This window comes from Pandoraea bronchicola (assembly GCF_902459805.1).
In the GTDB taxonomy this organism is placed as follows: domain Bacteria; phylum Pseudomonadota; class Gammaproteobacteria; order Burkholderiales; family Burkholderiaceae; genus Pandoraea; species Pandoraea bronchicola.
The window spans coordinates 109,701-123,783 of the sequence record NZ_CABPST010000010.1; the positions used below are offsets into that span (position 1 = coordinate 109,701).

The 14,083-nt window shown below is 63.9% G+C and carries 10 protein-coding genes; 5 read left to right on the plus strand and 5 right to left on the minus strand.

Annotated features, from left to right (window positions below):
• Window positions 1–109: 109 nt before the first annotated feature.
• From prmB to dapC, 5 genes are all read right to left on the minus strand, one after another.
• On the minus strand, window positions 110–1,006 hold the full coding sequence (prmB, locus tag PBR20603_RS17660) for a 50S ribosomal protein L3 N(5)-glutamine methyltransferase (protein WP_150560806.1): 897 nt from the start codon (window positions 1,004–1,006) through the stop codon (window positions 110–112).
• Between the two features lie 19 nt (window positions 1,007–1,025).
• Window positions 1,026–2,177: a succinyl-diaminopimelate desuccinylase gene (gene dapE / locus PBR20603_RS17665; protein ID WP_150560807.1), complete on the minus strand. Its 1,152-nt coding sequence runs from the start codon at window positions 2,175–2,177 to the stop codon at window positions 1,026–1,028.
• Between the two features lie 4 nt (window positions 2,178–2,181).
• Complete coding sequence (locus tag PBR20603_RS17670; protein ID WP_150560808.1) at window positions 2,182–2,529, minus strand: ArsC family reductase; 348 nt, start codon at window positions 2,527–2,529, stop codon at window positions 2,182–2,184.
• A 91-nt stretch (window positions 2,530–2,620) separates the two neighbouring features.
• The gene (dapD, locus tag PBR20603_RS17680) at window positions 2,621–3,448 is read right to left on the minus strand and encodes a 2,3,4,5-tetrahydropyridine-2,6-dicarboxylate N-succinyltransferase (RefSeq protein ID WP_150560809.1); all 828 of its coding nucleotides are present in this window, start codon (window positions 3,446–3,448) and stop codon (window positions 2,621–2,623) included.
• Window positions 3,449–3,472: 24 nt separating this feature from the next.
• On the minus strand, window positions 3,473–4,675 hold the full coding sequence (dapC, locus tag PBR20603_RS17685) for a succinyldiaminopimelate transaminase (RefSeq protein ID WP_150560810.1): 1,203 nt from the start codon (window positions 4,673–4,675) through the stop codon (window positions 3,473–3,475).
• Between the two features lie 346 nt (window positions 4,676–5,021).
• Between dapC and PBR20603_RS17690 the strand changes: the two genes are divergently transcribed.
• From PBR20603_RS17690 to def, 5 genes are all read left to right on the plus strand, one after another.
• The gene (locus tag PBR20603_RS17690) at window positions 5,022–6,008 is read left to right on the plus strand and encodes a DMT family transporter (protein WP_150560811.1); all 987 of its coding nucleotides are present in this window, start codon (window positions 5,022–5,024) and stop codon (window positions 6,006–6,008) included.
• 122 nt (window positions 6,009–6,130) lie between these two features.
• Window positions 6,131–9,646 carry a chromosome segregation protein SMC gene (gene smc, locus PBR20603_RS17695; RefSeq protein WP_150560812.1) on the plus strand — a complete coding sequence of 1,172 codons (3,516 nt, stop codon included), beginning with the start codon at window positions 6,131–6,133 and terminating at the stop codon, window positions 9,644–9,646.
• A 39-nt stretch (window positions 9,647–9,685) separates the two neighbouring features.
• Entirely contained in the window at window positions 9,686–11,224 is a 1,539-nt protein-coding gene (locus PBR20603_RS17700; protein ID WP_150560813.1) for a cell division protein ZipA C-terminal FtsZ-binding domain-containing protein, read from the plus strand.
• Window positions 11,225–11,397: 173 nt separating this feature from the next.
• Window positions 11,398–13,491 (plus strand): NAD-dependent DNA ligase LigA, encoded by a 2,094-nt coding sequence (gene ligA / locus PBR20603_RS17705; protein WP_150560814.1) that lies wholly within the window; start codon window positions 11,398–11,400, stop codon window positions 13,489–13,491.
• 16 nt (window positions 13,492–13,507) lie between these two features.
• Complete coding sequence (gene def / locus PBR20603_RS17710; RefSeq protein WP_150560815.1) at window positions 13,508–14,041, plus strand: peptide deformylase; 534 nt, start codon at window positions 13,508–13,510, stop codon at window positions 14,039–14,041.
• The last annotated feature ends 42 nt before the right edge of the window (window positions 14,042–14,083 follow it).

Consider the following 14,083-nt stretch of genomic DNA (forward strand, 5'->3'; position numbering starts at 1 on the left):
CTTCCTCCATGCCTTGAGTCGCGCGGACCCGGGAACCCGAGTGTAACCGGGGTACATGAACTTAGGCGAGGGCTCGCTGAAAGGCGCGAGCCCCGAGGGAGTTACGGTATCAAGGCAGGTCGGCTGCCTGCACCAGAAACACCATATCGTCGCCAGCGCTCGTTGCCAGCCATGTCATCGGCAGGTCGGGGAACGCGGCTTCGACAAAATGGCGTTCGTTGCCGATCTCCACAATCAGAACACCGTTGTCGGTCAGATGCTTGCGGGCACCGGCAATGATGCGTCGGACCACATCCATGCCATCGTCGCCGCCTGCCAGCGCCAGACGCGGCTCGTGGCGATACTCCGCCGGCAGCACCTGCATCGAGCCTTCGTTGACGTACGGCGGATTGGTGAGAATGACTTCGTAGCGCTTGCCTTGGGGCAGCGGTGCATACAGATCGCCCAGATGCAGCGCGATGCGGTCTTCAAGGCCATAGTCGGCCACGTTGATCTTCGCCACGGCCAAGGCATCCGGGGAAATGTCGACAGCATCGATCTGCGCAGCCGGGAAGGTCTCGGCCGCGAGGATCGCGAGACAGCCTGAGCCGGTGCATAGCTCGAGCACGTCAGTGACGTCCTCAGCGTGATTGACCCACGGCTGCAAGGCGTCTTCGAGCAACTCGCCCACGAACGAGCGCGGCACGATGACGCGCTCGTCCACGTAGAACCGGTGGCCGTGCATCCACGCCTCGTTCGTGATGTAGGAGGCGGGTACACGTTCACCTGCGCGACGGTTGATGACCGACAGGACGCGCTGGATTTCCTCGGGCAGCAGGCGGGCGTCGAGAAAGGGATCCAGCGTATCGATGGGCAGGTGCAGCGTATGCAGCAGGAGATACGCGGCTTCGTCGTACGCCGTAGCCGTGCCGTGTCCGAAGGCCAGCTCGGCCTCGGTAAAGCGCGAAACGGCGTAGCGCAGCAGATCGCGCAAGGTCTGGAAGGGGTGGGTCGCTTGAGTCGTCATGGTGATTGCCTCGCGCGCCTCAGGCCACCAGACGCTTCAACACGCCCCGGTAGATGTTCTTGAGCGGCTCGATATCGGCGACGGCAATGTGTTCGTCGATCTTGTGAATGCTGGCGTTGCACGGGCCGAATTCGATGACCTGCGGGCAGACGCGTGCGATGAAGCGGCCGTCCGAGGTGCCGCCTGTCGTGGAGAGTTCGGTTTGCAGCCCCGTTTCCTCTTGGATGGCGCTCGAGAGCGCTTCCGACAGATCGCCGCGCGGCGTGAGGAAAGGCTGGCCGCTGATCGACCAGTCGAGCGTGTAGGTCAGGCCGTGGCGGTCGAGCAGTTCATGCACGCGCTGCTGGAGACCCTCGGACGTGCTGGCCGTCGAGAAGCGGAAGTTGAACATCACCGTCAGTTCGCCCGGAATGACGTTGGTCGCCCCGGTGCCTGCGTGAATGTTCGAGATTTGCCACGTGGTGGGCGGGAAATACTCGTTGCCATTGTCCCAGACGGTCTGTGTCAGTTCGGCGAGCGCCGGTGCGAACAGATGCGTCGGATTCTTGGCGAGATGCGGATAGGCGATGTGACCCTGTACACCCTTGATCACGAGCTTGCCCGACATCGACCCGCGGCGGCCATTCTTGACCATGTCGCCCAACTGCTGGCTCGACGTCGGCTCTCCCACTACGCAATAGTCCAGGCGCTCGCCACGCGCCGTCAGTGCTTCGACAACCTTCACGGTGCCGTCGGTCGCGGGGCCTTCCTCGTCGCTGGTCAACAGAAAGCCGATCGCGCCGGCGTGATCCGGATGCTGGGCGACGAATTCCTCCGAAGCGACCACGAACGCGGCGAGCGACGTCTTCATGTCTGCGGCGCCGCGACCATAGAGCATGCCGTCGCGATGCGTCGGGGCAAACGGATCGGAATGCCATTGCTCGAGCGGGCCAGTCGGTACCACGTCGGTGTGGCCTGCAAAAACAAGCAGCTTGCCGTCGGTGCCGCGCGTGCCGCGCTTGACCGCCCACAGGTTGGTCACGCCATTCGATGCGATGGTCTCGCACGCGAAGCCGATAGCTTCGAGGCGGCGCGCCAGAATGGCCTGGCAATCGCGGTCTTCGGGCGTCACGGAATGACGGGCGATCAGTTGCTCGGTGAGCGCCAGCGTGGCGCCGTGGGAGGAAGTCATGAAATCAGAATCGTGAGGCGTAACTGTCGGGCGTGAAGCCCACGGAAACCTTGCCGTTCGCCACCAGCACGGGGCGCTTGATGAGCGACGGGTTTTCGATCATCAGGGTGCGCGCGACCGACGCGTCGTCAGCCGCAGCCTGTTGTTCTGGCGAGAGCTTGCGCCACGTTGTGCCTTTGCGGTTGAGCAACGTGGTCAGCGGCACCTGATCGAGCCAGATGCCCAGCAATGCGTTGTTCACGCCCGCCTTCTTGAAGTCGTGGAAGTCGTACGCCACGCCGTGCTCGTCGAGCCACGTGCGCGCCTTCTTCACGGTATCGCAGTTGGGAATGCCGTACAGCACTGCCGTCATCGCCAGAACTCCTGATGTCGCGATTACAAAAAACGAGGCGCAAACGTCGCAGTCAAGACTGCCACTGCGCCTCGCTGGGTGCCGCGTAGACTTATTCGCCGCGCAGCAGGTCGTTGATCGCCGTCTTGGCGCGCGTTTGCGCGTCGACCTTCTTCACGATCACGGCGCAGTACAGGCTGTACTTGCCATCTTTCGACGGCAGGTTACCCGGCACGACAACCGAACCGGCCGGCACGCGGCCGTAATGCACTTCACCCGTTTCGCGATCGTAGATCTTGGTCGACTGACCCAGATACACGCCCATCGAGATCACCGAGTTCTCTTCGACGATCACGCCTTCCACGACTTCCGAGCGGGCGCCGATGAAGCAGTTGTCTTCGATGATGACCGGGTTGGCCTGCAGCGGCTCGAGCACGCCGCCGATGCCGACGCCGCCCGAAAGGTGAACGTTCTTGCCGATCTGGGCGCACGAACCGACCGTGGCCCACGTGTCGACCATCGTGCCTTCGTCAACGTAGGCGCCGATGTTCGTGTACGACGGCATCAGCACGACATTTTTGCCAATGAACGAGCCACGTCGCGCCACCGCCGGCGGCACCACACGGAAGCCGCCGCGTGCGAAGTCTTCGGCGGTGTAGTTGGCGAACTTGCTCGGCACCTTGTCATAGAACTGTGTGAAGCCGCCGGCCGGCATGACAGCATTGTCTTCAAGGCGGAAAGAAAGCAGCACGGCCTTCTTGATCCACTGGTTCACGATCCACTGGCCGTCTTGCTTCTGGGCCACGCGCAGGGTGCCTTTGTCCAGCTCGGCGATGACGTGGGCGACAGCCTCACGCACATCGGCAGGTGCCGACTTGGCCGAGATCTCGGCACGGTTTTCCCAGGCTTGGTCGATGATGGTTTGCAGTTGTTGCGACATGGCGAGAATCGGTTACGGTAGGGATTAAAGGGATTGGCAGAACTGCACGATGCGCTGGGCGCCTTCGGTGCATTCGTCCACATCGGCCACAAGGGCGATGCGCACATAGTTCTCGCCCGGGTTGGTGCCGTGCGCCGCGCGGCCCAGGTACGACCCGGGCAGTACGGCCACATTGTATTGCGCCAGCAATTGGCGCGTGAATTCCGTGTCGGACAGGCCGGTTTTCGTGTCCACCTTGGCCCACAGGTAGAAGCCCGCGTCCGGCAGACGCACGTCGAGCACTTCGGCGAGCATCGGGGTGACGGTCTGGAACTTCTTCAGGTACTTGCTGCGGTTCAGGCGAACGTGGGCTTCGTCGTTCCACGCCGCGACACTCGCTGCCTGAACGGCGGGGCTCATTGCGCAGCCGTGGTACGTGCGGTACAAGAGGAATTTCTTCAGAATCGCCGCGTCGCCCGCCACGAAACCCGAGCGCATGCCCGGCACATTCGAGCGCTTCGACAGGCTGGAGAACACCACCAGACGCTCGAAGCCACGACCCAGTTGGTGGGCTGCCGCCAGGCCGCCCAGCGGGGCGCGCTCTTCGTCGAAATAGATCTCGGAGTAGCACTCGTCGGACGCGATCACGAAACCGTACTGGTCCGAGAGTTCGAACAGCCGCTTCCAGTCGGCAAGGCCCAGCACGGCGCCAGTCGGATTGCCAGGCGAGCAGAGATAGACGAGTTGGACGTCGCGCCAGACCTCTGCGGGCACGGCGTCGTAATTCGGGGCAAAGTTACGCGCCGGGTCGCTGTCGACATAGTAGGGCGCAGCGCCGGCAAGCAACGTTGCGCCTTCGTAGATCTGGTAGAACGGGTTCGGACACAGCACCCGTGCGCCGGGCTTGCTGCCGTCGACGACTGCCTGCGCAAACGAGAAGAGCGCTTCGCGCGACCCGGTGACCGGCAGCACTTCGGTGGCCGGGTTCACATTGGGCAGCGCGTAGCGGCGCTCCAGCCACCCGGCGATGGCGGCGCGCAGCGGCTCGCCGCCCGCCGTGGCGGGGTAGTTCGAGAGGCCGCCCAGCCCTTCGATCAGGGCTTCCTTGATGAACTGGGGCGTCGGGTGCTTGGGTTCACCGATGCCGAAGCTGATGGCCTTGTACGTGCTGGCGGGCGTGACATCCGCCACCAGCGACTTGAGGCGTTCGAAGGGGTAGGGCTGGAGCTTGTCGAGTAATGGGTTCACGAGAATTCAAACAGACTCAGGGCTAGGGTTCGCGATGCCATTCAAGGCAACGTTCGAGGCAATTCGGGCCGCGCGAGGCGGCTGGGCGAGAGTTGCCGGGCTTCGGTGCGCCGTGACGCGGTTTCCGGGACCGGACTTGCGAATGACAGGCCACACATGGGCTCACACTTATCTGTCACATCACGCGAAGGGGTTCCCGGACGCGCTCAAGAATGGCAAGATCGGCAAAGCGAAAATTATACCGTCACAGCGCCCACAAAGCGCGACCACCGCGTAATTCAGCACATTCCGAGGCGCCAATGGGGCAAGTCTGCGGAGTATCTCAGGTTTTTCAGGAGTCAACAGTATGACCGTAGCCGGCAACGGCGCGCACAGCCCGGCGTCGACCCCCGGCGCTTCGCTGCGCACCCGGGCGGCGCCCGCCTTGGCCATTCTCATCGGTTCTTCCGTGTGGGGGCTGGCCTGGTTTCCCTACCGCGTGCTCGCCCAGTGGGGCGTGGCGGCGGTGCCTGCGCAGATCTGCACCGCGAGCGTCGCGCTGCTGCTGCTCACTCTGGTCTATCGCCGCTCGCTCGGCACGCTGCGCTGGTCGTGGCTGCTCGTCGGCGTGGCCTTCGCTGGCGGCACCACCAACGTGGCGTTCGTCTGGGGGACGACGCACGGCCATGTGATGCGCGTGCTGCTGCTTTTCTATCTGACCCCGGTTTGGACGGCACTGTTTGCCCATTGGCTGCTCGGCGAGCGCGTTGGCACGCGGGGCGCGGGATTGATTGCGCTGGCGTTGGGCGGCGCGGGGCTGATGCTCTGGTCGCCCGAACTGGGCTGGCCGGTGCCGAACAACCCGGGCGAATGGGCCGGTGCTATTGCCGGCGCGGCCTTTGCGTTAAATAACGTGCTGCTGCGGCGCGTGAGTCAGTCGCTGCCGGATGTGCGCGCGGAAATGCGCAGTTGGACCCTCTATCTCGGCTGTTTGGTCGGCGGGTTGCTCGTGCTGCCGTTCGACGGCGGCGCCGATGCGGGCCGCGCCACCCTCTCGGCGCTCACGTCGAGCACGGCGACTGCGGCAGTTGCGCTGGCGCTGGGTTGCGCCATCGCGGTGACCAACGTCATTGTGCAGTTCGGCCTGGCGCGTGTGCCGGCCAATCAGGCGGCGCTCATCATGCTCTTCGAGATCGTGGTGGCGGCAATTTCATCCTGGTGGCTCGCCAGCGAAGGGCTGGGCATGCGTGAAATCGCGGGCGGGCTGTGCATTGTGGCGGCGGGTGTGCTGTCCGGAATTTTGCCGGATTCCCGTCGTTGTAAATCCGCGACGCCAGGGGATGCGATGGTATGATGCGTACCGATGTTATATCGATGTAAGCGGCCTGCGCACGCCAGCGTGCGCGAGGCCCGACAGGACCAGCTAGCGCGTCTGCGTCTTTCCCATCATTCAATGACCGATAAAGCGAACCTGCCGTGCGTCTGACCTCCATCAAACTCGCTGGCTTCAAGTCATTCGTCGATCCGACGAACTTCGCGGTGCCTGGCCAATTGGTCGGGATCGTCGGCCCGAACGGGTGCGGCAAATCCAACATCATCGATGCCGTGCGCTGGGTGCTCGGCGAGTCGCGCGCCTCGGAGCTGCGCGGCGAATCGATGCAGGACGTGATTTTCAACGGGTCGACTGCCCGCAAGCAGGCGAGCCGCGCGAGCGTCGAACTGGTGTTCGACAACAGCGCCGGGCGCGCCGCCGGGCAGTGGAGCCAGTACGCCGAAATCGCCGTCAAGCGCGTGCTCACGCGCGATGGCACCTCCAGTTACTACATCAACAATCTGCCGGCCCGCCGCCGCGACATCCAGGACATCTTCCTCGGTACCGGCCTCGGGCCGCGCGCCTACGCCATCATCGGGCAGGGGATGATCTCGCGCATCATCGAGGCCAAGCCCGAAGAGCTGCGCGTGTTCCTCGAAGAAGCCGCGGGCGTCTCCAAATACAAGGAACGCCGTCGCGAGACGGAGAACCGTCTGCAGGACACGCGTGAAAACCTCACGCGCGTGGAAGACATTCTTCGCGAACTCGGCACCAACCTCGAGAAGCTGGAATCGCAGGCTGTGGTGGCCAACCGCTTCAAGGACCTGCAGCGCGACGGCGAGGAGAAGCAGCAACTGTTATGGCTGCTTCGCAAGAACGAAGCGCAGAACGAACAAGAACGTCAGCAACGCGCCATTGAATCGGCTCAGGTCGATCTCGAGGCGCAGATGGCGCGTCTGCGCAGTTCGGAGTCCGATCTCGAAACGCTGCGTGCCGCCCACTACACGGCCACCGACGCCGTGCAGGCTGCGCAAAGCGCCATGTACGAGGCGAATTCGGAAGTCAGCCGTCTCGAAGCCGAGATTCGCTACGTTGTCGAGTCGCGCAACCGGGTGCAGGCCCAACTGGCGGCGCTCACCTCGCAGCGCGAGCAGTGGCAGGCCCGCTCGGCGCAGTCGGAAGAAGCGCTCGCGCTCGCTGAAGAAGAACTCATCATTGCCGAAGAGCGTGCCGCCACGGCGCAGGATCAGGCGGCCGATCAGAACGACGCACTGCCCGCGCTCGAAGCCAACTGGCGCGAAGCGCAGAACCTGCTCAACGAGCAACGCAGCGAGATCGCCCAGGTCGAGCAGAATCTGAAGCTCGAAGCTGCGCACCAGCGTAACGCCGATCAGGCATTGCAGCAGTTGCAGCAGCGCCAGGAGCGCCTGCAAGGCGAGGCGCGCGGGCTCGACAAGCCCGACGAAGCCGAGCTGGAAATGCAGCGTGCCGAGCTCGCCGAACATCAGGCGATGCTCGAAGATGCGCAAGCCGAACTCGCCGATGCCCAGGAGCGGCTGCCGCGACTGGAAGCCGAGCGTGCCGAGGCCCAGGCCAGAGTGCAGTCCGAGGCCGCGACCATCGCGCAGCTCGAAGCGCGTCTGACGGCACTCAAGCAACTGCAGGAGAGCGTGCAGACCGAAGGCAAGGTTCAGCCTTGGCTCGACAAGCACGAACTGGCGCAATTGCCGCGGCTCTGGAAGAAACTGCATATCGAGCCGGGCTGGGAAAACGCGCTCGAGTCGGTGCTGCGTGAGCGTCTTGCGGCACTCGAAATCAGCAATCTCGACTGGGTGAAGGCCTTTGCGAGCGATGCGCCGCCGGCCAAGCTGGCGTTCTACTCGCCGCCGCCGGCCGCCCGTCCTATCGAAACACCGGCCGCTCTGCGTCCGTTGCTCTCGTTGCTGCGGATCGACGATCCGGGCCTGCGTGCCGTGTTGCAGGAATGGCTCGGACACGTTTTCGTTGCCGACGATCTGGCGCAAGCCATGGTCGCCCGGGCGCAATTGCCGGAAGGGGCGTCCATTGTCGTCAAGGCGGGGCATCAGGTCACGCGTGTGGGTGTGCAGCTTTACGCGGCCGACTCCGAGCAGGCGGGGTTGCTCGCCCGTCAGCAGGAAATTGAGAATCTGGGCAAGCAACTGCGCGCGCAGGCACTGCTGTCGGACGAAGCCAAGTCGAGCGCTGTCCGCGCGGAGGCGGCCTACAGTCAGGCGGCGCAGTCCCTGACCGAAGTGCGCGGCCGTGCGGAGCGCGCCACGCAGCGCGTGCATGCATTGCAGATGGATGTGCTCAAGCTCACGCAAGCCTATGAGCGCTACAACGCCCGCAGTACGCAGATCGACGAAGAACTGAGCGAGATCGCCGCGCAGATTGAAGAGCAAGTCGCGCTGCGCGCCGAATCGGAAGCGAATTTCGAGCAAAGCGACGCGCGTCTGGCTGAGTTGCAAGCGACGTTCGAAGACGGTCAGCTCGAGTTCGAATCGCTCGACAGCCAGCTCTCGGAGGCTCGTAACCGTGCGCGCGAACTTGAGCGTCTGGCTCAGGAAGCGTCTTATGGTCAGAAGGGGATCTCGAGCAAGATCGACGAACATCGGCGCAATATCCAGACGGCGCTCGAGCAAGCCGAACGTCTGGTGGTGTCGATCGAGCAGGCGCAGGCCGAACTTGCACAGATCACCGAGCAGACCGTCGAGAACGGTTTGCAGGACGCGCTCGAATTGCGCGCCGAGAAGGAAGAGATACTTGGGGCTGCGCGCATCGAACTCGATGCGCTGACACAAAAGCTGCGTCAGAGCGACGAAGAGCGCCTTGCTGCGGAGCGCGGGCTGCAACCGCTGCGCGACCGCATCACGGAACTGCAGTTGAAGGAGCAGGCCGCGCGCCTGAACCGTGAACAATTCGTCGAGCAACTGACGACGGCCGAAGTCGATGAGGAAGCGCTCTCCAGCAAACTGACGCCGGATCTGAAGCCGTCGTATCTGCAGGGTGAGGTCACGCGTATCAACAATGCGATCAATGCGCTGGGGCCGGTCAACATGGCCGCGCTCGAAGAGCTGGAAACGGCGCGCGACCGCAAGGTTTTCCTCGACGCACAGTCGGCCGACCTGAACGACGCCATCGAAACGCTCGAAGGCGCCATTCGCAAGATCGACGAAGAGACACGCGTGCTGCTGCAAGGCACGTTCGACGAAGTGAACAAGCATTTCGGCGAGCTGTTCCCGATGTTGTTCGGCGGCGGACAAGCCAAACTCATCATGACGGGCGACGAAATTCTCGACGCGGGCGTTCAGGTGATGGCGCAACCGCCGGGCAAGAAGAACTCTACGATTCACCTGCTGTCTGGTGGTGAGAAGGCACTCACGGCGATTGCGCTGGTGTTCGGGATGTTCCAGCTCAACCCGGCGCCGTTCTGCTTGCTCGATGAGGTGGATGCACCGCTCGACGATGCCAACACCGAGCGCTACGCCAAGATGGTGGCGCGTATGTCGGACCGTACCCAATTCGTATTTATTTCGCACAACAAAATCGCGATGGAAATGGCCAATCAGCTCATCGGCGTCACCATGCAGGAACAAGGGGTGTCGCGGATCGTGGCGGTGGACATGGAGTCAGCGATCAATCTGGCCGAGATCGCGTGACCCCGCGCCCAAGATGGAGAAGAGAGAGGAACGCCGCGCATGAATGAACTGCAGCTGAGCTTGATTGCCGCAGGGGTAGTGGTACTGCTTGGAGTGGTCGCTTATAACGCCTGGCAGGGCAGCAAGGCACGCGCACGCATACCGCGTCGCATGCCGGTCGATGGTGCCGGTATCGATGCGACTGCCGGAGCGCCCGACGCCGACGACGACCGCCCGTTCATCGAGCCGACGCTGTCGCCGCCGCGCGTGCCTGCGCATGCCGGCGAGCGTCGTGAACCGACGCTGGGCCCGGCAGCAGCGTCTGGTACGTCGGTGCAGGACGCCTTCGCCATTAACGAAGACGCCTGGGATGCGCCGCCTGCCGCGCGCCGGCGCGCCGCGCAGGAAGCGGCCGCTCTCGCGGCGCAAGCCGGCGATGCGGCCACTGCCACTGCCACGGCCGAGACGGCCAAGACGGCCGAATCGGCCGAATCGGCCGAAACGCCATCGGTGGCCGATTCCGCCCAACACGATCGTCGTGACGAGCAGGCAAGCGATGCGGAGCAAGCTGCCGCCGTGAGCGCGGTGGCGCGTCTCGACGCCGAACTGGCGGCCGACGACACCGTGGATGCTGCCGCAGCCGGTGCGGCTGCCGCGGCAGCCAGTGCACCCGACCACGAGGCCCTTGCCCACGCCGCAGCGCCTGCGGCCGAGCCTGTCGTTTTGCCGGCATCGGCGGCGCCAGTTGCCGCGGCTAGTCCGGCGGTCCCGAGCGGCCCGCCGCCGGTTATTGACGAGCGTATCGACTGCATCGTCGAGCTGCCGTTGGCGAATGTGGTGGCTGCGGAGCGACTGATGCCGCTGACCGTGCGCATGCGGCGCGCGGGCAGCAAGCCAGTCAATGTCGAGGGCCGCGCCGACGAGCATTCGCCGTGGGAATTGATTCGCACCGGCGGGCGCTACCACCAGTTGCGCATGGCCGTGCAGTTGGCCAACCGCGCGGGCGCGTTGAACGAAGTCGAGTTCTCGGAGTTCTCGAACCTCGTGCAGACCCTTGCCGACGCGGTCGACGCCTTGCCCGAACTGCCTGACATGATGGAAACGGTCGCCCGTGGCCGTGAACTCGACAGTTTCGCCGCGCAATGCGACGCCCAACTGTCGGTCAACGTGCTCTCCGACGGTGCTCCCTGGTCGGCAAACTACGTGCAGGCCGTGGCGACGCAGGACGGTCTGCTGCTCTCGCGCGACGGCATGCGTTTCGTCAAGCTCGATACCCGCCAGAATCCGGTGTTCATGCTGCAGTTCGGCGACACCAACTTCCTGCGCGACGATCTGACGTACAAGGGTGGCGATCTGATCACGATGCTGCTCGATGTGCCGGTGGCCGACGAAGACCTGCTGCCGTTCCGTCTGATGTGCGATTACGCGCGTTCGATCGGACAGCGCATCGGTGGGCGCGTCGTGGACGATCAGCGCCGGCCGCTGTCGGATGCTGCGCTGCAAAACGTCGACAAGCAATTGCTCAAGCTCTACGAACGCCTCGAGGCACGGGGCCTGCCGGCGGGCTCGCCGGTGACCCGACGTCTGTTCAGCCAGTAACGACGAGGGCGGTGCGCGGCAGACGACGATCTGTCAGACGCCGCGTTCGATGCACGCCGTTCACCGTCGGGTGAGCGGCGTTTTTGTTCCGATGGATGACGGCTGTCGGCGATGCGCAGGTGCGTACGTCGAAGGCATAATGTCCTGACTTCTCGTATCCCGAGTTTCCACGCATGTCCCAAACTTCCGTTCCGGGTCAGGGCGCGAACGCGCCAACGGCAGCCGATGTAACGGCTGCGGCGCAACGTGCTGCCGAGCTGCGCGTCGAATTGGCGCGCCACAACCGCGCCTATTACGAATATGATGCGCCGCTGATTCCCGATGCCGAGTACGACCGCCTGTTTGCCGAGTTAGTCGCGCTTGAGGCCCAGTTTCCCGAGTTGCAGCGTCCCGATTCGCCCACGCAACGCGTGGGTGGCACGCCAGTGGAGGGTTTCGCGCCGGTCGTGCATCGTGTGCCGATGCTCTCGCTGAACAACGGCTTTGCCGACGAGGATGTCGAAGCGTTCGACCGTCGCGTGTCCGACGGCCTGCGCGGTGCTAACGCGCCTTCTGGCGACCTGTTCGGCATGCCCGTGGAATATGCCGCCGAGTTGAAGTTCGACGGTCTGGCGATTGCCCTGCGCTATGAGCATGGTGTGCTCGTGCAGGCGGCAACGCGTGGCGACGGAACCACGGGTGAGGATGTCACCGCGAACATCCGCACGATCAAGAAGATTCCGCTGAGTCTCGATACCGACAATCCGCCCGAAGTGCTCGAGGTGCGGGGGGAGGTGCTGATGTTCCGCGCCGACTTCGACAAACTCAATCGCGCTCAGGAAGCGGCAGGCGAGAAGGTATTCGTCAACCCGCGCAATGCGGCCGCGGGCAGTCTGCGACAGCTCGATTCGAAGATTACGGCCAAGCGTCCGTTGTCGTTCTTTGCCTACGGGGTGGGCGAATTGGCAGGCGCCGCCATGCCGGAAACGCATTCGGCCTTGCTCGACTGGTATGTCACGCTCGGTATACCGGTGAACGACCGCCGCGAGGTCGTGCAAGGCGCGGCTGGGTTGCTGGCGTTCTACCGCGCGGTTGGCGAGGCGCGTCCAACGCTGCCGTATGACATCGATGGCGTGGTCTATAAGGTCAATCGCCGCGACGAGCAGGACCGTCTCGGGTTTGTCTCTCGCGCGCCCCGCTTTGCGCTGGCGCACAAGTTCCCGGCGCAGGAAGCGCTGACGACATTGCTGGACATCGAAGTGCAGGTTGGGCGAACCGGGGCGATCACGCCGGTAGCGCGCCTGGCGCCGGTATTTGTCGGCGGGGCGACCGTGACCAATGCAACGCTGCATAACGAAGACGAGATTCGCCGCAAGGAAGTGATGATCGGCGATACGGTGATCGTGCGCCGCGCGGGCGACGTGATTCCCGAAGTCGTCGGCTCGGTGCTTGAGCGCAGGCCGGCGGATGCACGGGCCTTCGTCATGCCGACGGCGTGTCCGGTATGCGGATCGGCCATCGAGAAGCTCCCTGACGAGGCGATCGCGCGATGCACGGGTGGATTGATTTGTGCGGCGCAGCGCAAACAGGCGTTGCTGCATTTTGCGCAACGCCGGGCGCTCGATATCGAAGGTCTGGGTGACAAGCTTGTCGAGCAACTGGTCGATCAGCACATTATTCGCACACCGGCGGATTTGTTCAAACTTGGCGTTGCGAAGCTCGCAGCGCTGGACCGCATGGCCGACAAGTCGGCGTCGAATCTGGTGGCCGCGCTGGAGACGGCGCGCCACACGACGCTGGCGCGGTTCATTTTCGCGTTGGGCATCCGGCATGTGGGTGAGGCGACGGCGAAGGATCTCGCCCGGTATTTCGGCACGCTCGATAACGTGATGGCGGCCAGCGTCGAGGAACTGCTGGCGGTGCCTGACGTCGGACCGATTGTGGCCCAGTCCATCGCCAATTTCTTCGGCGAGCCGCATAATGTCGAGGTGATCGAACAGTTGCGGGCGGCCGGTGTGACCTGGCCGGAGTCGGAACCTGCGGCTGTGGCGCCACTGCCGCTGGCGGGCAAGACGTTCGTGCTGACTGGCACGTTGCCGACGCTCTCGCGCGACGAGGCGAAAGCGATGCTCGAGGAACGCGGCGCGAAGGTGGCTGGCTCGGTCTCGGCGAAAACCGACTATGTCGTGGCGGGCGCCGAGGCGGGCAGCAAATTGGCGAAGGCCGAGGCACTTGGCGTGCCCGTGCTTGACGAAGAGGCTATGCGCGCAATGTTGGCCGCGCTTTGATGTGAGGACCCAACCGATGATTCGCGACATTCTGAAGATGGGCGATCCGCGCCTGCTGCGCATCGCCAAACCGGTGGAGCAATTCGGCACGCCCGAGCTGGACAAGCTCGTCGAAGACATGTTCGAGACCATGAAGCACGCGAACGGTGCCGGTCTCGCGGCCCCGCAAATTGGCGTTGACCTGCAAGTGGTGATCTTCGGCTTCGAGCACAACGAGCGTTATCCTGATGCGCCCGAAGTCCCCGAAACCGTGCTCATCAATCCCGTGATCACGCCGCTGACGCAGGATATGGAAGAGGGCTGGGAGGGCTGTCTGTCGGTGCCGGGGCTGCGTGGCATGGTCAATCGCTATTCGATGCTGCGCTACGAAGGGCTGGATCAGCACGGCAACCCCATCGATCGCGTGGCCGAGGGCTTCCACGCCCGGGTCGTGCAGCACGAATGCGACCATTTGATCGGAAAGCTCTACCCGATGCGTATTACGGACTTCAGCAAGTTTGGTTTCACCGAGATTCTCTTCCCGGGGCTCGATTCCAACAGCGACGATTGAGGTCTGACGCCGCCGGCCGGCATCAGGTGTCGGCACGTGGGT